The 18,913-nt window shown below is 73.4% G+C and carries 18 protein-coding genes; 6 read left to right on the top strand and 12 right to left on the bottom strand.

Annotation, left to right across the window (positions count from 1 at the left end):
- Positions 1 to 42: 42 nt before the first annotated feature.
- The 9 genes from HUT10_RS37480 to HUT10_RS37520 all read right to left on the bottom strand — a co-directional run bounded on the left by HUT10_RS37480 (position 43) and on the right by HUT10_RS37520 (position 9,971).
- Positions 43 to 1,167, bottom strand: a complete 1,125-nt coding sequence (locus tag HUT10_RS37480; RefSeq protein WP_176175508.1) for a glycosyltransferase family 4 protein — start codon at positions 1,165 to 1,167, stop codon at positions 43 to 45.
- Entirely contained in the window at positions 1,164 to 2,273 is a 1,110-nt protein-coding gene (locus HUT10_RS37485) for a glycosyltransferase (RefSeq protein WP_176175509.1), read from the bottom strand. Before HUT10_RS37485 ends, HUT10_RS37480 begins: the two co-directional genes overlap by 4 nt.
- On the bottom strand, positions 2,270 to 3,691 hold the full coding sequence (locus HUT10_RS37490) for an oligosaccharide flippase family protein (protein WP_254897203.1): 1,422 nt from the start codon (positions 3,689 to 3,691) through the stop codon (positions 2,270 to 2,272). The genes HUT10_RS37485 and HUT10_RS37490 overlap by 4 nt, the downstream gene beginning before the upstream one ends.
- A complete protein-coding gene (locus HUT10_RS37495; RefSeq protein WP_176175511.1) occupies positions 3,688 to 4,950 on the bottom strand; it encodes a glycosyltransferase 87 family protein in 1,263 nt (420 codons plus the stop codon). The genes HUT10_RS37490 and HUT10_RS37495 overlap by 4 nt, the downstream gene beginning before the upstream one ends.
- A 106-nt stretch (positions 4,951 to 5,056) precedes the next feature.
- A complete protein-coding gene (locus HUT10_RS37500) occupies positions 5,057 to 5,911 on the bottom strand; it encodes a hypothetical protein (RefSeq protein WP_176175512.1) in 855 nt (284 codons plus the stop codon).
- Positions 5,908 to 6,951, bottom strand: a complete 1,044-nt coding sequence (locus HUT10_RS37505) for a glycosyltransferase (protein ID WP_254897204.1) — start codon at positions 6,949 to 6,951, stop codon at positions 5,908 to 5,910. Before HUT10_RS37505 ends, HUT10_RS37500 begins: the two co-directional genes overlap by 4 nt.
- Positions 6,926 to 8,161, bottom strand: a complete 1,236-nt coding sequence (locus tag HUT10_RS37510; protein WP_176175513.1) for an O-antigen ligase — start codon at positions 8,159 to 8,161, stop codon at positions 6,926 to 6,928. The genes HUT10_RS37505 and HUT10_RS37510 overlap by 26 nt, the downstream gene beginning before the upstream one ends.
- Positions 8,158 to 9,123 (bottom strand): polysaccharide deacetylase family protein, encoded by a 966-nt coding sequence (locus HUT10_RS37515; RefSeq protein WP_176175514.1) that lies wholly within the window; start codon positions 9,121 to 9,123, stop codon positions 8,158 to 8,160. Before HUT10_RS37515 ends, HUT10_RS37510 begins: the two co-directional genes overlap by 4 nt.
- Positions 9,120 to 9,971, bottom strand: coding sequence for a hypothetical protein (locus HUT10_RS37520; protein ID WP_254897205.1), 852 nt, complete (start codon positions 9,969 to 9,971; stop codon positions 9,120 to 9,122). The genes HUT10_RS37515 and HUT10_RS37520 overlap by 4 nt, the downstream gene beginning before the upstream one ends.
- Before the next feature lie 393 nt (positions 9,972 to 10,364).
- Between HUT10_RS37520 and HUT10_RS37525 the strand changes: the two genes are divergently transcribed.
- The 4 genes from HUT10_RS37525 (at position 10,365) to HUT10_RS37540 (ending at position 12,313) form a co-directional block, all read left to right on the top strand.
- Entirely contained in the window at positions 10,365 to 10,721 is a 357-nt protein-coding gene (locus HUT10_RS37525) for a hypothetical protein (RefSeq protein ID WP_176175515.1), read from the top strand.
- 107 nt (positions 10,722 to 10,828) lie between these two features.
- Positions 10,829 to 11,179 (top strand): hypothetical protein, encoded by a 351-nt coding sequence (locus HUT10_RS37530; RefSeq protein WP_176175516.1) that lies wholly within the window; start codon positions 10,829 to 10,831, stop codon positions 11,177 to 11,179.
- A gap of 86 nt (positions 11,180 to 11,265) precedes the next feature.
- A complete protein-coding gene (locus HUT10_RS37535) occupies positions 11,266 to 11,556 on the top strand; it encodes an ANTAR domain-containing protein (RefSeq protein ID WP_254897206.1) in 291 nt (96 codons plus the stop codon).
- 406 nt (positions 11,557 to 11,962) lie between these two features.
- On the top strand, positions 11,963 to 12,313 hold the full coding sequence (locus tag HUT10_RS37540; RefSeq protein ID WP_176175517.1) for a hypothetical protein: 351 nt from the start codon (positions 11,963 to 11,965) through the stop codon (positions 12,311 to 12,313).
- Positions 12,314 to 12,587: 274 nt separating this feature from the next.
- On the opposite strand, the gene HUT10_RS37545 is transcribed toward HUT10_RS37540, so the two are convergent.
- Positions 12,588 to 12,821: a hypothetical protein gene (locus tag HUT10_RS37545; RefSeq protein WP_176175518.1), complete on the bottom strand. Its 234-nt coding sequence runs from the start codon at positions 12,819 to 12,821 to the stop codon at positions 12,588 to 12,590.
- A 141-nt stretch (positions 12,822 to 12,962) separates the two neighbouring features.
- Between HUT10_RS37545 and HUT10_RS37550 the strand changes: the two genes are divergently transcribed.
- Positions 12,963 to 13,529: a TetR/AcrR family transcriptional regulator gene (locus HUT10_RS37550; protein ID WP_254897207.1), complete on the top strand. Its 567-nt coding sequence runs from the start codon at positions 12,963 to 12,965 to the stop codon at positions 13,527 to 13,529.
- Here HUT10_RS37550 and HUT10_RS37555 read toward each other — a convergent pair.
- Positions 13,526 to 13,951, bottom strand: a complete 426-nt coding sequence (locus HUT10_RS37555) for a hypothetical protein (RefSeq protein WP_254897208.1) — start codon at positions 13,949 to 13,951, stop codon at positions 13,526 to 13,528. The genes HUT10_RS37550 and HUT10_RS37555 overlap by 4 nt on opposite strands.
- 103 nt (positions 13,952 to 14,054) lie before the next feature.
- Positions 14,055 to 15,683, bottom strand: a complete 1,629-nt coding sequence (locus HUT10_RS37560; RefSeq protein WP_176175519.1) for a ricin-type beta-trefoil lectin domain protein — start codon at positions 15,681 to 15,683, stop codon at positions 14,055 to 14,057.
- A 244-nt stretch (positions 15,684 to 15,927) separates the two neighbouring features.
- On the opposite strand from HUT10_RS37560, the gene HUT10_RS37565 reads away from it, so the two are divergent.
- Entirely contained in the window at positions 15,928 to 18,804 is a 2,877-nt protein-coding gene (locus HUT10_RS37565) for a glycoside hydrolase family 9 protein (RefSeq protein WP_176175520.1), read from the top strand.
- The last annotated feature ends 109 nt before the right edge of the window (positions 18,805 to 18,913 follow it).

Raw genomic sequence — 18,913 nt, forward strand, 5'->3', positions numbered from 1 at the left:
TCACGCGTGATCCGAGGGGCATCACGCGTGATTGAAGGGGCATCACGCGTGATTGACGGGACGACACACCTTCATCAGCTGGTGGTAGAGGTCCAAGTGGCGGCGGGCGCAGGCCTCCGGGCGGTAGCGCTCGTGGGCGCGTTCGGCCAGGAGGCGGCCCAGCCGGCCGGGGTCCGGCTCTGCGAACAGGGCGCGTAGCCGGTCGGCGAGGGCGGGGACGTCGCCCGGTGGGGACAGGAACGTCGGGGCGTCCGGGACGTCGAGCATGGCCGGGACGCCGCCGGTGGCCGTGGCCAGTACCGGCTTGCCCGCCGCCATCGCCTCGGCCACCACCAGCGGCTGTTGCTCCATTGTGGACGGCAGGACCAGTGCGTCGGCGGCAGCCAGCAGGGCCGGGACGTCCGGCCGGAAGCCGAGGAACGTCACGCGGCCCGCCAGCGGCGGCTGCTGTGCGACCCGCTCGGCCGCCGCTCGCTCCGGGCCGTCGCCGGCCACCGTCAGCCGGGCGTCGAGTGGCAGCACCCCCGGCAGGGACAGTGCCGCCAGCAGGTCGAGGATCCCCTTGCGCTCCACCAGGAGCCCGGCGAAGACCAGGTGCCGCACCGGCCCGCGCGGCGGCGTCGGCGAGGCGGGCGACACGCAGTTGTCGATGTGCGCCAGCCGCCCGGACGGCACCCTCAGGCGGCGGCGCAGGAACGCCCCCATCGCCTCGGCCGGCACGACCGTCCGGTCCAGGACGCGGGCGACGACGGCGTCCGCGGCCAGCACCGTCCGGGTGTACGCCGAGGGCCCGGCGGCGCCGCGCGAACCCCGGAACCACGGCTCCGCGACGTCGTCGGGCACGCCGTGGTAGGTCTGGACCAGCGCGGGCCGCGGGCCGAACCGCAGCCCCGCGATCACCAGCCCCGACCGCCGGTCCTGCGCGTGCACGACGTCGGGGCGCCACGCCCGCAGCGCCGCCCGTGCCCGGCCCGCCGCCGCCAGGTCTTCCTTGTCGGCCACCGCGATTTCCTCGTGCAGGCCGTCGAGCAGCGAAGCGTCCCGCGCGGGCACCGGCCCGAAGACGCGGACGTCGTGGCCGTCGGCGGCCAGCGTCGCGGCCAGCCGGACGGTGACGTCCACCGGGCCGCCGCGGTCCTGGGTGAGCAGATAGGCGATGCGGGTCACGAGAGGCGCTCCGACGGGGTGAGTTTGTCGACCAGTGCGGTGACCTGGTCGGTCATCCGCCCCCGGTCGAAGGACAGTTCCACGCGGCGGCGGCCGCGTTCGCCTTCGCGCCGGGCCAGCCCCGGGTCGGCTAGGCGCGCGGCGACGGCGTCGGCGAGCCGGTCGACGTCGCCGGGTGGCAGCACCGCGCCCGCGTCCGCCACGCTTTGCCGCATCCCGCCGACGTCGAACGCGACGACCGGCCGCGCGCACGCCATCGCCTCCAGCGGCACCAGCGCCATGCCCTCGGCGCGCGAGGGGAGGACGACGACGTCCGCGGCGGTGTACCAGGCCGCCGGGTCGTCGGTGTGACCCGCCCAGCGCACGGACGGGTGTCCCGCCACCGCGTGCCGTTCGCGCCAGAGCGGCCCCATCGGCCCGTCGCCGGCGAAGACGAGCCGCGCGTCCGGCAGCCGCCGCAGCACCGCCGGCCAGGCCGACAGCAGCTGGTCCTGGCCCTTGAGCTCGGCGAGCCGGCCGAGGCAGACCGCGACGGGAGCCTCCGGAGGCAGCCCGAGCCGGCGGCGGGCCGCGTGCCGGTCGCCGGGGACGAACCGGGTGGTGTCGACGCCGTTGCAGACGACTTCCGCGTCGGCGCTCACCCCCGCGGCCCGTCCGGCGGCCAGTTCGTCGTCGCTCACGCAGACCACGAGGTCGGTCCACCGCGACGCGAACCGCTCCCACGCGGCGGACGCGCGGCGCAGCGGACCACTAGCCGTTTCGAACGACCACAGGTGCGGCTGGAAGACCGTCGGGCGCCCGCCGCGCACGGCCAGCCGTCCGGCCAGCCCGGCCTTCGAACTGTGGAGGTGGACGACGTCCGGGTCGAGCTCGGCCAGCAGCCGCCGCAGCCGCAGGGCTTCGACGGCCGAGCCGGGACCCGGCGAGCGGCCGGCGTGCCAGCTCCGGACGTCGATCCCGAGTCCCCGTGCCTGCTCGGCGAGCCAGCCGGACGGCGGGCAGACGATGGTGACCGACCAGCCGCGGTCCCGTTGGGCCACGGCGAGTTCGAGCACCACCACGGCGACGCCCGCGGTCACGGGCTGGGAGACGTGCACGAGCCTCACCGGAGACCTCCCCGCCGCAGTTCGGCGAGCGCGGTCCGCTGCAGCAGCAACGTCGCCCCGGCGTACCCGGCGACGAGGACCGCCGCCTCGGCCACCACTCCCGGCAGCGAGTTCCCGAACCACGGCCCGGCCACGACCGCGGGCACCGCGCCCGCCAGGCAGGCCAGCGCGACGCGGACGGCCATCCCGCCCAGTTCGGCGGGCGACGGCGCCACGCCGAGCCCGGCCAGCACCCGCCAGGCCAGGGGGACGACCAGCCACGCCGCCGCGCACTGCACCGAGGCGACCGCGCCGATCCCGGCGTGGGTCAGCACCACCAGCCCGGCCGCGAGCAGCACCAAGTGGGTCGTCTCGAGCGCCAGGTACCGGCGGACGTGCCCGGTCGCCTTCACCGCCTGGTACCAGATCTGCAGCAGGCAGATGCCCGCGCCGTAGCCGGACAGCAGCACCAGCGGACCGGCCGCGCCCGCCCACCGCGCGCCCAGCAGGACGACGTGGCCGGAGAGGACCGCGAGCGCCAGGTACAGCCCGCCGGTCACCACGAGGACCGCGCGGGTGAAGCGGGTGACCGCCCCGCCGAGCGGTGCCCCTTCGCGCCGCAGCCGGGTGAACACCGGGAAGGCGACCGCGCCGAGCACGACCGCCACCATGATGTAGGGCACCCAGGCCAGCCGGTACGCCACCGAGTAGACGCCGACCGCGTCCGGCCCGAGCACGTGCCCGACCGCGAAGTAGTCCAGGTTGACCAGCAGCGCGCCGACGACGGCGGCCGGGCCCACCACGGCCACCCAGCGCAGGACTTCGCGCGCCGCCGCGGTGTCCCAGCACGGCCGGACCCCGCCGCGCGCGAGGGCGCCCAGCAGCGGCTGCGCCACCGCCGTGGCCAGCAGGCCGAGCACCAGCGAAAGCGCTTCGGCGCCGCCCACGGCGAGTGCGACGGTCAGCGCCGCACCCAGCACCGCGCTGCCGCCGTCGGGCAGGAGCCGCCGCCGGAAGTCGAGCTCGCGGTGCATCAAGCCCATCTGCACGCCGCCCGCGGCCGAGAACGGCAGGCCGAGCGCGGCCAGCCGGACCAGCCCGGCGGCGTCCGGCGTGCCGAGCAGCGCCGTGAGCGGTCCGGCCGTGGCCACCAGCGCGACGGCCAGCAGGGTCCCGGCGCCGACGCTCAGCGTGAGCACGGTGCCCGCGGTGCGGCGCGGGTCGAGTTCGGTGCGGCCGATGACGTCGTAGACGCCGATCGACTGCACGACCTGGCCGAGGTTCACCAGCGCCACCGCGAGCGCCACGGCGCCGAGCTGGCCCTCGGTGAGCAGGGCGGCCAGCACCAGCGTGACCAGCATCTGGCTGCTCTTGCTGACCAGGTTGACCACGCCCAGCCACAGCGAGCCGCGGACCGCGCGGGTCCCGAGCGCGGTCACGTGACCTGCACCCGCCGCGCGGCGACCACGGCGAGGACCCACGCGACGACCACCGCGGCACCGTCCACGGTGACCGCCGTGCGCGACCCGAAGAGCGAGACCACCGCGGAGTCCACTGTGTACAAATGGACGAAGGGGACGGCGAGGGCGAGGACGGCCGACCCGGCCGCGGTCCACCCCGGCTCGCCCCGGTGCCGCCACCACAGCACGGCCACGACGGCCATCGCGGGCACGGCGATCAGCACGTCACCGGGCTGGTGCACGACGCAGACCACGACGGCGAGCACGGTCAGCAGATCGGCGATGGGCTCCTTCGCCCGCCGGACGAGCAGCGCGCTCGCGACGAGCGCACCGGCCAGCACCACCAGCTCGGAGGGCGTCCGGCCGGTGACGCGGAAGAACACCGCGGCGATGTCGATGCGTTGCGCGGTCACGGAATCCACCGCGCCGTAGCTGGTGCCGCGCGCGTGGGTCAGGTTCGCGACGATGACGTCGAGGAACGGCCCGACGCCACCACCGCGCACGACGAGGAGCACGACGACGGGCAGGCTGGCGGCCGCGGCGATGGCGGTACCGAGCAGCGCGACCCGCCGCGAGCCGCGGACGAACAGGAGGGCGGCCAGCGGGAAGCCGTACTGCGGCTTCAGCCAGGCGAGCGCGAGCGCGACGGCGGCCAGCCCGGGCCGGTCGCGCCGGGCGAGCAGCGCACCGGCCGCGCCGACGGCGATCAGCGGGTTGACCTGGCCGACGTAGAGCTGCGCCTTCCCGACCTGGCTGGTCACCAGCAGCGCGGCGACGACGGCGGTGGTGACGGCGAAGGGAACCGGGACGTACCGCCGGACGGCGTGCGCGGCCAACGCGGCGAGCGCGACGAGCAGCAGCAGCGAGAAGAGGGTGAACGCGACGGCGCCGACGCGGTAGCCGGGCAGCGCGAACGGGGCGTGCAGCAGCAGGTGGTAGGGCTGGTAGAGGTTGAAGTCCTGGCGCACGGGCCAGTGCGCGAACATCGCGGCGGGGTCGTAGGGGTTGCCGCCGTCGAGGAATTCGCGGACGGGGAAGTAGAGGGCGTCGCGGAAGTCCTGCAGCCGCTCTTCCCCGAGGACGGCGGGGCTGGGCAGCGGTACCTGCCACGACGGTTTGACGGCGTGCCAGGCACTCGCGGCGCCGGCGAGGGTCGCGAGGAGGAGGACGAGCCGCTGCTTCGGGGACAGCTGTGCGTCGCCGGACTGCGGGGCGGCGGTGGGTTGTCGCGTGGTCATGCCGGGCCCCCCGCCGGATCGACCGCCACGCGCCGGCTCGTGGTCGGACCTTCGACGCCGATGCGGGGAGGGGTGGCCGGGTGGTGGGCCGTGGGCGGTCTGGAGCTCATGCCTGCACCACCGCCACCAGCACCGCGTCGGCGGGCAGCACGCCCACCGTCGCCGTCAGGCCGGCCTGGTCCCGGCCGCCCTGCGTCACCGCCACCACCGAAGCGCCTTCGCCGTGCTCCTCCGGGAGGCCGGCCGCCAGCTTGGCCGCCGTCTCGGTCAGCTCCGGTGCCGCCGGGAGCACCCGGACCGGGCGTCCGGCCGCGCGGCACAGCACCGCCAGCCGGTCCGGGGTCGCCGGGTCCTCCTCCCGCAGCACCGCCACCGGGCGGCGAACCCCCGCCGCCGCCAGTGCGCGGCGGACCGGGCCGGGGCCGGCACCGAACGGGGTCAACCGGCGCAGGGCCGCCGTCGCCAGGCCGGCCGCGACCGCGCCGACCAGGGCCAGGCCGCCCACCAGCGGCACGTCCGGCGCGATCGTGATCACCTCCGGCCGCGAGTCCAGCGTCCGCAGCTTCGCGGCCGGGGCGAGCAGGTCGGCATCGATCATCGCCTTGCCCAGCGCCATCGCCGCCGCACCCGCCTGCTCCGCCGAGGGCGCGCGCACCGACAGCCGGGCGAGGCCGGAGGCCGGGACCAGCTCGACCGACACGTGCCCGGCCAGCTCGTCCGGGCGGTACCCGGACACCGGCGCCGCCGCCTGCAGCACCGACGGGCTGCGGGCCAGCTCGACCAACGCGGGCAACGCCAGCGAAACGACTTCGCCGTACGGAGCACCCTCCGGCCCGGCGGGCCCGGCGAGCAGGCTGACCCGGCCCTGGTACTCCGGGCCGCGCGTCAAGCCGGCCAGCAGCACCAGCAACCCCACCAGCAGCGCCACGACGACGCTCAGACCGACATCGCGGGACTTCATCGGGCACCTCGGAGCAGCTCGTCGTAGGACTTCATCAGCGTGTGCGGGTCGTAGTCGCGTTCGACGGCCCGGATTCCTTCGGCCGCCGCGGTTTCCCGCGCCGCCGGGTCGAACAGCAGGCGGTCGAGGGCCGCGGTCGTCGCGGCCGGGTCCCCGGGCGGCACCACGATCCCGCCGCCACCGGACAGCACCCCGCCGATCCCGCCGACGTCCGTCGCGACCACCGGCCGCCCGGCCGCCATCGACTCCAGGACCGCCAGCGGCAGGCCCTCCCAGTCGCTGGTCAGCACGGTGACGTCGGCCGCGGCGAGCAGGTCCGGCACGTCCGTGCGGGTCCCGAGGAACTCCACCCGGCGGCCCAGTGCCTGCGCCCGGCGCTCCAGCTCCGGCCGCAGGCTGCCGTCGCCGGCCAGCCACAGCACGGCGTCGCCGCCGACCGCCGCCCACGCGTCCAGCAGCACGTCGTGGCGCTTCTGCGGTTCGAGCCGGGCCAGGCACAGCGCGACCGGCGTCGTCTCCGGCACCCCGAGTGACGCGCGGATCTCCGCGCGGCCGAACACCGGCGGCCGCGGGAACACCGCGTTGCGGAGCACCACCGGCCGCGTCAGCCCCGACGCCGCCAGCCGGTCCGCGGCGGCCGTCGAAACCGCGACGACCCGGCCGGACGTCCGGCGCAGGATCCGGGCCGCGGCCGGGTATTCGTCGTCGGCGACGCCGTGGAAGACGGTGATCGGCCGCCGTCCGGCCAAGCGCGTCACCAGGCTCGCGCCGACGTTGTGGGCCAGCACGACATCGGGCCGGAACCGCGACACCGCCCGGCGGGTCGCCCACGCCGCCTTCAGCACCCCCGCCTTGCTGCGGCGGGCGAGCGGCACGGGGAACGTCGGCGTGCCGCCCGCGGCCAGTTCGTCGGCGCGGAAGCCGCCGCCGCTGGCGACGGCGGACACCCAGCCGTACTCCTCGCCGCGGGTCACCAGGCCGGCCACGAGCGTTTCCGCCCCGCCCGCCCCCATTTCACTGATCACGTGCAGCACCCGCATCGGCGCTTCCCTCTCCTTCTCGAACCCGGGCTTCGGCCGCGGCGGCGAGCGCGGCCAGCGACCACAACGGCAGGTAGTACTGCTCCGACAGGAACGTCGAGGTGACCAGCACGGCGAGCAGCGACGCCTGGATCGCGACCGCTTCCGTCCGCCGCGGTCCCGGCCCGGCCAGCCGGACGGTCCGCTCGCTCGCCACCGCGGCGACGCCGACCACCCCGGCGAACAGCGCGAACCCGGGCAGGCCGAGCTCGGCGGCGACCTCGAGGTACATGTTGTGCGCCACCGGTGTCTGCTCGTCGACCTCGGCGTTGTGCGACTCGGCGGCGTAGTGCTCGCGGAACCCGCCGGGGCCGACGCCGAGCACCGGGTGGCCGGTCAGCATCCGGGCCGCCGCCTGCCAGCGCAGCTCGCGGGTGTCCACATTGGTCGCCGCGATGAAGCTCTTCTCCTGCAGCGCCCGGTCCAGCTGCGGCCCGGCGAACAGCAGGGCACCCAGAGCCAGGCCGGCCACCGCCACGGCCACCGCGGCCAGCACCCGCCACGGCACCACCCGGCGCAGCAGCAGCCAGCCGACCGCGGCGGCCAGCCCGAGCCCGCCGCCGCGGGAGAACGTCGCGGTCGCCCCGGCCACCAGGACGATGCCCGCGACGGTCAGCGGGAACCCGCGGCCGCGGCGGTGCACCGCGGCGAGCAGCGGGACCGCCGCGACGAGGAAGTAGGCCAGGTCGTTCGGGTCCGGCTGCGGTCCGCTCGCGCGGGCTTCGCCCTCGGCGACGAGGCTGAAGAGAGCACCGGCCCCGGCGACGGTCGCGCCCGCCGCCGCGGCCAGCAGCAGCCACCGGATCGGCACCTCACGGCTCGCGACGTCCGCGAGCGCCGCGGTGACCACCAGGAAAGGCAGCCACCGCACGGTGTATTCGGCGGTGAACTCGCCGGCCGCGTGCACGGACGCCGTCACCGCCAGCACCACGGCGAGGAGCGCGAGGACGGCGGGCAACGGCGCCGGGCGCGGCGGCTGCCGCCGTCGGATCCGCACGGCGAGCCAGACCACGGTGAGCAGCGCGGGCGCGGCCTTGCCGAGCTGGCTCTGCACGGCCGTCAGGTAGCCCTCGACCGGCGCCAGAGCGACGGTCGCGCACGCGAGGACCCGCAGCGCCGTTGTCTCACGGGCTTCGCGTGCTGAGGGCCTGACGACCGTGATCGTCGTCATCTCCCGATGTCCAACCTGGTCACCGGCCGGGTCCGCCGCACGCTCGTGCGGCTGACGAACTCGCCGGTGCCGACGACGTCGAAGTGCTCCCGCAGCGCGGAAAGCACCCAGCCGAGCCAGGCCACCTTCCGCGCGCCCGGCGCGGCCATCCCGGGGAAGAACTCCATCCCGGGCGCGTCGGCGGCGCCGAGGACGTCGGTGGGGTGCAGCAGCAGCGACGGCGCCACCCCGCGGGCGCGGCAGAGCCGCAGTGCCGCCCGGAAGTACCCGCGGGCCAGCCGCGGCGAGACCGCCAGCAGCTGGAGCAGGTACGAGCCGTGGATCGGCGTGCGCAGCAACGGCATCGTCGTCACCGGGAGCTCCACCAGCGCGCTGCCGGTGCACGTCTGCCAGCGGTAGGCGTGCACCGGCGCCAGCACCCGCGAGACGCCGCCGAACAGCTCGCCCGCCCCTTCGTCGACGCTCTTCGCCGTGCGGTTGTGGTACGCACGGGCCAGCGGGCCGATCCACGTCGGCAGCGTGCTGGCGTCGTAGGCGTAACCGCGCTCGGCGAGCAGCTCGATCAGATCCCGCGTGACGCTGTAACCCGGGCCGCGGAAGCCGGTCGGCCGGGGCGCGCCCGCGGCGGCGATCGCGGCCTCGGTCCGGCTCAGCTCGTCCTCGAGCCGGTCGCGGGAATAGCGGTGCAGCCAGGGTTCGTGGCCGAAGGAGTGGTTGGCCACCTCGTGACCGGCGGCGGCGATCTCGGCGACCGCCTTGGCGCCGTCTTCGCGCACGACGTCGGCACCCACGACGAAGACCGTCGTCGTCAGCCCCTGCTCGCCGAGGATCTCCAGCAGCCGCGGCACCGCGGACGGCAGGAAGCTGGGCCGGTCCCGCCAGCCCGGGTCGCCGTGGGTTTTGAGGTAGGCCCACAGGTTGTCGAGGTCGACCGAGACGCTCGCGAGCGGCCGCGGCGTCACGCGGCCTCCCCGGCGAGAGCGGGCGCGCCCGCGCGCGACTGCACGCCGAGCAGCAGGACACCGCACACGACCACGGCGAGCCCGGTGGCCACCCACGGCCCGTGCCCGGCGACGACGTGGTCGCCGAGGGCGGCGATGCCGGTGACCGACGCCAGCACGATCGTGGTCGCGTCGGCGGTGGCCACCACTGCGGCGGCCGGCCCGCGCTGCAGGGCCGAAGCCATCGAAGCCTGGCCGAGCACGGCGGCCACGAGCATCAGCCAGGTCAGCGGCTGGAGGGGCAGGGACGCGAGCTCGAGGTGGGCGAGCGTCCGGCTGGCCACCGCCACGACGGCGAACGCCACCCCGGACAGGACCGCGGCCGGCAGGAACGTCGCCGCCCGGCCCGCCGGGATCATGGCCAGCCCGGTCGCGACCACCACGGCCACCAGCGCGAGCACCCCGGCAGGCGGCAGGTCCGTGGCGACCGAGGCCGACGACGAACCGGCGAGCACGATCAGCCCGGAAGCCAGCAGCACCAGCGTCATCGCTTCCGCGGTGCGGATCCGCCACCCGAGCACGAGCACGCCGAACGCCGTGGCCAGCCCGATGGCCGACGACGACGCGGTCTGGACCAGGTACAGCGGCAGGGAAGCGCGCGCGAAGAAGGCGAGCGCGAAACCACCGGCCTGACCGGCGAACCCCAGCAGGTACAGGCGGTCGGCCGCGAGCCGCGCCAGCAGCCCCAGCCCCGCGCCCGGCCGGTTTCCGGCCCGCCGCGCGGCGATGCTCTGCGCGACGATCCCGACCGCGTAGAGCACCGCGGAAGCCACGAGCACCGCGTAATCCACCACGAACCACTCCTCCACGTGCCGCACCGCGTACCCGGGTGACCCGGCAAAGCGTAGGAACGCGGAAGTGGCTTCACTTTCGAAGGATGGGGTTCCGGAATTCGTCACGCTCCGAGACGAATCTGCGCTCCGGGGGCAACCCCAAAGCGTGACGCATCGCAGTGTTCCGAGGGGCAGAACACGTTGCGTAGTAATAGTTCGGTGTGCGCCGGCGATAGGCAACCGGGGAACGGCGGCGATCTCCGGGTGAGCCACCCGTTCGAGCTATACGAACCCCGGTCAGGGGTTTGCGCACCCCACACGATCGGTGAATCGGCTGGAACGCGCGGCGGGCCGTCAGTACGTTTTTCCCACCAAGGCCGAACAATGCCTTGATTGCCACTCCAGCAATTGTCTTGTCGAGGAGAATTCATGCTGAAGAAAATCGGCTTCGTCGCCGCCGCGATGGCGGCCGGTGCGTTCGTGACCGGCGGGATCGCGGCCGCCGGGACGCCGGACGAGGAGCTGGGCCACCACGGCTACGACCACACCGGTCAGGTCGGCCTGGTGAACCTGAACAACACCGACGCGCTGCACAACGTGCAGGGCACGCTCGGGCTGTGCCACAACAACATCAACGTGCTCGGCGTTCAGGTGCCGGTCCAGGAGTCGCTCAACGGCATCGGCGTGCCGATCCTGTCGCCGGGCGCGAGCGAGGCCGAGGGTGAGACGCCGTACAACTGCGCCTCCAGCGGGCTCGCCGACGGCGGCACCAGCCAGGGCGACTGACACTTTCCGCGGCAGCGGGAAGAATCGATTTCCGAAAATGGCGCGGCACCGGTTTGCGCCGTGGTGCGCCGCCCCGGACGGGGCGGGCAGTTGAGGAGTTCTTTCTCGTGATCAAGCAGCTCGGATTCGTCGCGACCGCGCTGGCCGCCGGTCTGGCCGCCTTCGGCGGCTCGGCCTCCGCGACCACCGTGACGGTCGACGGCCACCCCGGCGACCAGAGCGAGCAGTACGGCCTGGCCAACGTGCAGAGCATCGACGCACTGCACAACGTGAACCTGGACGGCGGCGTCTGCGAAATCCCGGTCAACGTGCTCGGCGTGCAGGTCCCGGTGCAGGAAGTCGCGCAGGGCATCGACGTCCCGATCCTATCGCCTGGCGCGAGCGAAGCCGACGGCGACTCGCCGTCGAACTGCGCCAGCGGGGCCATTTCGGACGGCGGGACGGCCCAGGGCCACTGACCGACCGCCGGTGGGAAGCCGTCGCGTGGACACTGTCCGCGCGGCGGCTTTTCGCTGGGTGGAAAACGAGCCGAGGGAGTGCGACCGTGGCCGGTGCGGTGGACCCGGCGGTCGAGAACGCGCAGCTGCGCGAGGCACTGTCGTCGCGGCCGGTGATCGAGCAGGCCAAGGGGATGGTGATGCTCCTGCGCGGCTGCACCGCCGCCGAGGCGTTCGGCGTGCTGGTCACCGTGTCGCAGCTGAGCAACGTCAAGCTCCGCGACGTGGCCGCGGTCGTCGTGGCCGCCGGGAGCGAGGCCGGGCCGGGACTGTCCGATGCGGACGCCGAGCGCGCGGTCCGCGCGGTGCTGTGCAAGCACCTGCTCGACGCCGGCTGACCGCTGGGAACCGGCGAGGACGGGCGTCGCCCGGCTGCGGGCTCGGCTTGGGGTTCAAGGCCTCGCCGGTTCACCAGCCGGATACCCGCTCCCGGGGTCGAAGGGATCGGGTTTCCGTACCTGCAGACCCTACGGTGTCCGCCGCCTTTCCGTCGCGATTCTCCGGGTGGTTGTTGCCTGAACGAGTGTGCGAATCGGCCGCGCTTTCACGGAATCGGATTTCCGGTGCTGAACCTCACTGACCCGATCGGGCCAATCCGGCCCCGGTCAGCGGGTTGCCGGGCACACCCGATGGTGGCGCGAAGTGGAACAGTTCCCATTCTTTCAGTACGTTTTCCCCACGCGGGACGGAGAACACACCCTCGCCGCCGTCCTGTCCGATGCACCTGTCAAACGAGGAGAACAAATGCTGAAGAAGCTGGGATTCGTCACGGCCGCGATGGCGGCCGGCGCATTCATGGCCGGCGGCGTCGCGGCTGCCGACACGCCCTTCGACCACGACCACCACGGTGGCCACACCGGGCAGCTCGGCCTGCTCAACCTGAACAACACCGACGTGCTGCACAACGTCAACGCCGTGGTCGGCGTGTGCGACAACAACATCAACGTGCTCGGTGTCCAGGTGCCGATCCAGAACTCCCTCAACGGCATCGGCGTGCCGATCCTGTCGCCGGGCGAGCACGAGGCCAGCGGTGAGAACCCGGAGAACTGCGCCTCGGGCGGCCTCGCCGACGGCGGCACCAGCCAGGGTCACTGAGTCCCCGCGCCGCGGCTGCCCGTTGTGTGTGCGGAAGCCGGCCGGGGCGCGGAAACCGGCGCTGCGCCAGTCGTCGTGCGGCGTGTCCGGAACAGGGAGCGAGCTGCACACTCCGGTTCCCCGTTCCGGGCACGCACCGACCCGGCGCCGACGCCGGCACGGGTGGGATCCGGCCACCGGGGATGAGCCGGTGCGCCGGTCCCACCCGGCGCACAACCGAAAACCGTTCAAAAAGACAGCCGCGACCGGAATCCGGTCGCGGCTGTCTTCGTGCCTAGCGGCGGCCGAGCAGCCGGGCGACGACCCCGCGGCGGCGTCTCGGCTCCGGAACGGGTGTGGTCCCCACCCGCAGCACGATGTCGAGCACCGCTGCCCGCTGCTCGCCGGCGGCGCGGGCGTAGCCGGGCGACGCCGCCACGGCGCGGCGAAGGTCGTCGGGGTCGGCGGTGCCGGTGTCGAACCCGGTGACCCGGGTGACGTCGATGGGGCCTCGGCACGGTGTTTCCACGCGAAAGTTCTCCTGTGGTCGAGCGGTCCGTACCCGCGTTATCGCTCCGTTATCGCCCGGACGTTACGGCCGTCGTGTCCCTCGGTCAGGTGAGCGGGCAACGCACCCGGCCTGGCGCGCCGGGTCTCGTAGGATGCGATGGTGAGCTATTCGACCGACCCGCGCGCGGCCCGCAGCCGGGCGGCGATGGTCGCCGCGGCAAGGAGGTTGCTGGCGGGCGAAGGGCTCGACGCCGTCACGCACCGGCGGGTCGCCGAGGAAGCGGGGGTCGGCCGGGCCACGGTGTACCGGCACTGGCCGCGCGCGGATCAGCTGCTGCTCGACGCGATGGGCGGCGCGGACCTGCCGCTGTTCAAGGATCCGGAGCCACCGCTGCGGCCGTGGCTGTGCGACCAGCTGCGCCGGATGGCCGACGAGCTGGCGATCCCCGCGGTGGCCGCCGTCGCGCTCACCTTGGCGCAGTCGGCGCTGTCGGACCCGGAAGCCGCGCACCGGCAGGAGGCGTCGGTCCGGACGATCGAAGGACGCCTGCACGCGGCCATCCGCACGGCGATCGCGGCCGGCGAACTGGTCACGGAGATCGAGCAGGCGGACCTGACGGCCTTGCTGGTCGGCCCGATCGTCTACCGGGCGACGACGCAACGCCGCCCGGTTTCCGGCGCCTTCATCGGCCGGCTCGTCGACAGCGTGGGGACCTGGCGGGACTAGCCCGCGACGGCGATCGCGACAACTGCGAAAGCGAAGTGCGCCACCATCGCCAGCACCCGGATCCAGTCGGTGCGCACCAACCGCACGATGGCCGGGCGCTCGGCCGTTTCCCGGATGTGCAGCTGGATCGGCAGCTGGATCACGGCGAACGAAAGCCAGGACGCGCCCAGTGCCACCAATCCGCCCCAGAGCGGCCACGCCGGAATGGTGCCCGTCACCAGCGCGACCACCACCAAGGCCGTCAGCAGGGTCTTCGGGACCACGTAGACGATTCCGCTGCCGTGCCCCTGGCTCGTCTGGACCGCCCGGAACTCGCCCCTGCCGATGGCCGGCCAGCCGGCGAAGACGGCGAAGTGCTCCATCAGGCAGCCCGCCAGGCAGTAGGCGGACAGCATTCCGTAGACGAGCAACCACGGGGACAACGACCAGCTCCTCCACGCAGGCATCTATGAGACAGTTGTCTCGCAGAACGCCATGCTGGCACGCCGGCCACTGCGAGTCAACTGTCTCATAGATTGGCGAGGCTCAGACGCGGCTCCACTTCTGGTTCGCCTGGCCGTTGCAGGACCACAGGATCGCCCGGGTCCCGTTGGCCGTCGCCGCGCCCTCGGCGTCGAGGCACAGTCCTGATTGGACGTTCCGCACCGTGCCGTCCGCCCCGAACGTCCACTTCTGGTTGTTCTGTCCGGTGCACGAGCGGCTCAGCACCTGCGCACCGCTCGAACCGCCCTCGAGGCACTTGTCGCCGTAGACGCGGACTTCCCCGTTGTCCCAGGTGGTCCAGAGCTGGTTGGCGGCGGTCTGGCAGTCCCACAGCAGCGTGCCCGCGCCGGAGACGGTCGAGGCGTTGTCGACGTCGAGGCAGCGGTTCGAGCCGGTGCCGCGCAGCCGCGACGTCGTGGACGCGAGCGGGGTGCCGCCCGAGACGCGGTAGACCGCGATGTCGTGGGCCGCCACGTTCGCGCTGATCGTGCCGCTGGTGGCCGACGTGCCGCCGGTCCACAGGTCGGTCAGGGTGAACGACGACCCGGCGAGCCCGATCTGCGCCGCGGTGGTGCTGATCGTCGTCGTGCCGCTGCCGCGGTTGAGCAGCCCGACGGCGACGGACCCGTCCGACAGCGGCTTGGCGAAGACCTCGGTGTTGCCGTCGTCGCGGACCCGGCGGCCGCCGGCACCCCGGCTGTCCTGGTCGACCGCCAGCAGGCGCGGGTTGCGCAGGACCGCGCTGATGTCCGCGGACATCGAGCGGATGTCGTTGCCCGCCATCAGCGGCGCGGCCATCAGGGCCCAGAGGGCGAAGTGGGCGCGGGACTCGGTCAGCGACAGCCCGGGCCGTCCGACGACGAGCATGTCCGGGTCGTTCCAGTGCCCGGGCCCGGCCTGCGCGGCCAGCGGCGCGGTGACGTCGAGGACGTTGCCGACGCCCATCGGGTAGCTGTTGGTGTTGCCGTTCTGCCAGATGTCGAGCAGGTCTTCGGTGGTGCGCCACAGGTCGGCGACCTGGCCCCAGTCGTACTTGTCGCCGGTGATGGCGTGGTAGCTGTTGGGGTTGATGCTGTAGACGATCGGCCGCCCGGTCCCGCGCAGCGCGTCGCGCATCAGGCCGAACCGGCTGACCTGCTCGTCGCGGGTGCCGGCGGGGGAGCACCAGTCGTACTTGAGGTAGTCGACGCCCCAGGAGGCGAAGGTGCGGGCGTCCTGGGCTTCGTGGCCCTGGCTGCCGGTCGAACCGGGGTAGGTGCCGCCGCGCTGGGCGCAGGTGCGGTCGGTGGGGACCTGGTAGATGCCGAACTTCAGGCCGCGGGCGTGGATGTAGTCGCCGAGGGCCTTCATGCCGCTGGGGAACTTCGACGCGCTGCCGCGCAGGTTGCCCTGGGAGTCGCGCTGCGGGTCGAACCAGCAGTCGTCGACGACGACGTACTGGTAGCCCGCGTCGCGCATGCCGGAGGAGACCAGCGCGTCGGCGGCCTGGTGGATGGTGGACTCGGAGACGTTGCAGCCGAAGCTGTTCCAGCTGTTCCAGCCCAGTGGCGGGGTCACCGCCGGGCTCCCGGGGGCGGCGACGGCGGCCGGCGGCACGGCCGTGGACAACGACAGCGCGGCGGCCGTCGCGGCGAGCAGGTGCAGGACCCGTGAACGGGTTCGAGCGGGCATCGTTGCCCCTTTCCGGACGGGGGAACCGAGAGTTAGCGCTAACACTTTTGGTTTCGCCGACTGCGGTGAAACTTTCCGAAAGTTTTCGCTGTGGCCGACCCGTGGCCCACGTATGTATAGACGAAGGTTCCTGCCGCGTCCAGCCTCCTCCGCGGATCATTGCCAAAGCCGCACCCGCGTGATTACAGTCCCCTGTCTGGGAGCGCTCCCACTGCCGCCGAGCTCGACGACGAGGAGATGGCGAATGCGGGTAAGAAGATTCCGGGCTGGACTGGTGTTGCTGGCCGTGACGGCGCTCGGGCTGACAGCGGGTTCCGTGCCCGCGTCCGCCGCCGACTACGAGCGGCTCCTCAACGGCACCTTCGCCAGTGGCACGATCGACCCCTGGTGGGCCGGGTCCGGGACCACCGGCCGCGTCACCGGCGGCGAGTTCTGCACCGACGTCACCGGCGGCACGGCCAACGGCTACGACGCCCTGGTCGGCCAGAACGGCGTCCCGTTCGAGGCGGGGCAGCAGTACACGCTGAAGTTCGACGCCCACGCGACGACCACCCAGCAGATCTCCGCCGTCGCGGGCGAAGCGGTCTCGCCCTACCGGCAGATCTCCCGCACCGACCTGACGGTCACGCCGTCGACGCAGCACTTCACCGTCACCTTCACGTCCACATTGGACTTCCCGGGCGCCGGCAACGGCCAGCTGGCCTTCTGGTTCGGCGGCCAGGCCGCGAACAACACCGTCTGCCTGGACAACATCTCGCTGGTCGGCGGCGTAATCCCGCCCGGCGGCCTGCCGCCGACCAGTGGCATCCGGGTGAACCAGGAGAGCTACACCCCCGGCCTGCCCAAGCACGCCACGGTGATCAACAGCTCGACGAGCCCGGTGACCTGGACGCTGCGCAACGCGGCCGGCACCGCGGTGGCCACCGGCCAGACCCGCCCGCGCGGCGCCGACGCCGCCTCCGGCGAGAACGTCCACGACATCGACTTTTCGGCCTACGACACCGCGGGCACCGGCTACACCCTCGCCGTCGGCTCGGACACGAGCTTCCCGTTCGACATCGCCGCCGACGGGCTGAAGAAACTGCGCTACGACGCCCTGGCGTTCTTCTACCACCAGCGCAGCGGGATCGCGATCGACGCCCAGTACGTCGGGGCCACCTACGCGCGGCCCGCGGGCCACGTGAACGTCGCGCCGAACCAGGGCGACAACAACGTCCCCTGCCGGTCGGACCTGAACTGCGGTTACACCCTCGACGTCCGCGGCGGCTGGTACGACGCCGGTGACCACGGCAAGTACGTCGTCAACGGCGGCATCGCGACCTGGGAGCTGCTCGACGAGTACGAGCGCGCGCTGAAGCTCGGCGACGCGAGCGCGCTGGGCGACGGCAAGCTGGCCATCCCGGAGCGAGCCAACGGCGTCCCCGACATCCTCGACGAAGCCCGCTGGGAGGTCGACTTCCTGCTCTCCATGCAGGTGCCCGACGGCAAGCCGAACGCGGGCATGGTGCACCACAAGATCCACGACGCGGCCTGGACCGCCCTGCCCACCCGGCCCGACCAGGACAGCCAGCCGCGCCGGCTCTCCCCGCCGAGCACGGCGGCCACGCTGAACATGGCCGCGGTCGCCGCCCAGGCGTCCCGGCTGTGGCGGACGCTCGACCCCACGTACTCCGCGAAGCTGCTCGCGGCGTCGGAGAAGGCCTACGCCGCGGCGAAGGCCAACCCGGCCGTGCGCGCCGACCCGAACGACGGGACCGGCGGCGGCACCTACAGCGACAACACGGTGACCGACGAGTTCTACTGGGCGGCCGCGGAGCTGTTCGCGACCACGGGGAAGAGCGCCTACCGCACCGACGTCACCGGCTCGTCGCTCTACCGCGGCGTCAGCTTCAACACCCACGGCTTCGACTGGGGCTCGACGGGCGCGCTCGGCGACATCACGCTCGCCCTGGTGCCCACCGACCTGCCCGCGGCGGACGTCGCGGCGATCAAGTCGGCCATCACCACCACCGCCGACAGCCACCTCGCGCAGATGGCGGGCATGGGCTACCCGGCGCCGTACCGGACCGCCGACGGCACCTACGAGTGGGGCTCCAACGGCCTGGTGGCCAACAACGGCGTGGTGCTCGCACTGGCGTACGACTTCACCAAGCTGGACAAGTACCGCGACGGCGCGTTCCAGGCGATGGACTACCTGCTGGGCCGCAACCCGGCGAACTACTCCTACGTCTCCGGCCACGGTGACCAGGCGGTGCAGAACGTGCACCACCGGTTCTGGGCGCACGAGCTGGACCCCTCGCTGCCGATCGCGCCGCCCGGGGCGCTGTCCGGTGGGCCCAACAGCGGCCTGCAGGACCCGACGGCGGCCCGGCTGCTCGCCGGCTGCGCGCCCCAGCGCTGCTTCGTCGACGACATCCAGGCGTACTCGGTGAACGAGGTCGCGATCAACTGGAACTCGGCGCTGGCCTGGCTGGCGAACTGGACGGCCGAGAAGTCGCCGTCCGCCGTCGACACGACCGCCCCGGCCGCGGCAGGCAAGCCCGCCGTGTCCGCGGTGTCCGCCTCCGGCGCCACGGTGAGCTGGGCGGCGTCCTCGGACGCGGAGAGCGGGATCAAGAACTACGACGTCGTCAGCGTCACCGGCTCGGCCCGCAAGGTCCTCGCCACCGTCACCGGGACGTCCGCGACCCTGACCGGGCTGTCGCCCTCGACGGCCTACACCCTGGTCGTGGTGGCCCGCAACGGCGCCGGCCTGACCGGCCCGGACTCGGCGTCGACGCAGTTCACGACCCTGCCGGACGCCTCGGGCGGCGGCTGCGCGGTGGTCTACACGGCGAACTCGTGGACCGGCGGCTTCACCGCGTACCTCACGGTGACCAACACCGGGACGGCGACGTGGCCGACGTGGACGCTCAAGTTCGGCTTCCCCGGCAACCAGAAGGTGACCCAGGGCTGGTCGGCGACCTGGGCGCAGTCGGGTGCGGACGTCACCGCGACGGCGATGCCGTGGAACGCGTCGGTCGCGCCCGGCAAGTCGGTCTCGATCGGGTTCAACGGCAGCTTCACCGGCAGCAACCCGTCGCCGGCGGCCTTCGCGGTCAACGGGAAGACCTGCGGCTGAGGGGTTTCGATCGGCGGATCGCCGGACTCTCCGCTAGCGTTTGACCGGCAGGCAGGTGCGCCTCCTCCCCCCTCGGCGCACCTGCCTGCTCTTCTGTCCTCGTCCGGGC

Source organism: Amycolatopsis sp. Hca4 (genome assembly GCF_013364075.1).
Classification (GTDB): Bacteria; Actinomycetota; Actinomycetes; order Mycobacteriales; family Pseudonocardiaceae; genus Amycolatopsis.